The organism is Halobacteriovorax sp. XZX-3 (assembly GCF_043196495.1).
Classification (GTDB): Bacteria; Bdellovibrionota; Bacteriovoracia; order Bacteriovoracales; family Bacteriovoracaceae; genus Halobacteriovorax_A.
Map to the genome: position 1 here is coordinate 1 of NZ_JBEBMO010000014.1, position 1,574 is coordinate 1,574.

Below are 1,574 nucleotides of genomic sequence, written 5' to 3' on the forward strand. Positions count from 1 at the left end.
ACTATTGCCACGCTAAACACAGAGCGACTAAAGAAAGAGTCGATTGCTAACATTCGCCAAGAAGTGAAGGCAGTGCGTGATGCACTACAGATTAGTAAGTACCCTACATTGCAAACCACCTACTTTAGTGAGGAGGCATTGCAAGACCCGTACATCAAGTCTGTGTACAAGAACTTCCAAGAGATTAAAGGTGCGACAGACCAAGGCAGATTGTCCCAAGAGTTCGCCATCGAACGCATGGAGGCACTCATGTCTCAGGCTATCAACCGTCGTCCTCAGTTCGCTGATGACATCCGTAATGCTGCCAACACAGCAGCGGGTGCAAACATCTCAAGCAAACTGTTCAGTCAAATCATGACGCTCACTCCGCAACAGAAAGCATTGCAAGAGCTACAGGCTGAGGCTACCAAGCTAGGCATCCCAGTCGAGACGTACCAAGGCATGGTGCAACAACAGTTCTTCCGCGAGCAGATGTCTGAGCAGATTGAGTACGCTAAGAAACAGGGCACTGCGTCATTGAATGACCTATCACAACAGGTAGGACTAGAAGTGACCAACGCTACCCGTAACCTACAGAACGGATTGCTTGAACGTATCCGTGCTGGTGGTGTGGTAGATGTGCCAGTGACTGTGGCTGAGGCTCGTCAAGAGTTCACAGTGCTACGTAACAAGGTGTTGTCTAACATCCCAGCTAATGTGCCAAGCTCTCAAGTGTCCCAAGTAGTGGACATGATTGATGCTGAGGAACAGCGCATCATCACTCAGATTGAGAACGGTACTATGGCTAAGGTGCTACAGACTAAGGGTACATTGTTTGAGGAAATTGCTAAGGACAATGCGCGTACTAACGCACCGGATGAGATGCAGATTCTTGCTATCTTCGGCAATGGTCAGTCAGGCTATGCAGCCGTGAACGACTACACCAAGTACAAGAACAACCCGCAAGCTATGGCAGGTTTGTATGCAGTGGATGAGGGTGGTGTGCTTACCGTAGCGTCAGCAGCTACTCAGCAGTTCAAGGCAGGGCAGATTCTGTTCCAAGGTAAGCAGGCAGCGAACGACCAAGAGCGTCGCTTAGCTGGTTACTTCGGTGGTATCTGGCTACAGAAAGATGTGAATGCTCAGGGTGAGAATCCGCCACCACCACAGCAAGTGCTACGTGTGGTAGATGTCGTGGCTAAGATGGGCGAGGAATACTCAACAGCTACGCTAGGTGATGCCAAGGTAGCCGCTAACCTACGTGCGTACAAAGAGACACACCCGCAGTTGATTAACCACTTCAACAGCGATGTGCATTCCTTGAAGCGTCAGTACCAACAGCTAAAAGCTGAGGGAGCATTCACTGATGAGAACGTACAGATTAAGAACGGTCGAGTTAGTGTGACAGGTAACACCATCGTGAATCAGTTCGGGGCAGGTAGTTCCAACCCAGCTAACATCACTGGCGGTACTGGTAGCATCACAGCTATCCAACGTTTCCTACGTCATGCCAACCTGACCATGAAGATGGGTCAGACATATCAAGGTAACGGAGTGTTCCCTGAGTCTGTGTTCCGTAACTCCAATGCGTTCTT

At 49.7% G+C, this 1,574-nt stretch carries 1 protein-coding gene; it reads left to right on the top strand.

The window, feature by feature from the left end; all coding sequences use genetic code 11:
* Nucleotides 1-1,574: hypothetical protein (locus tag ABMA70_RS15950; RefSeq protein ID WP_393022387.1), on the top strand; the 1,574-nt coding region annotated here is incomplete at both ends.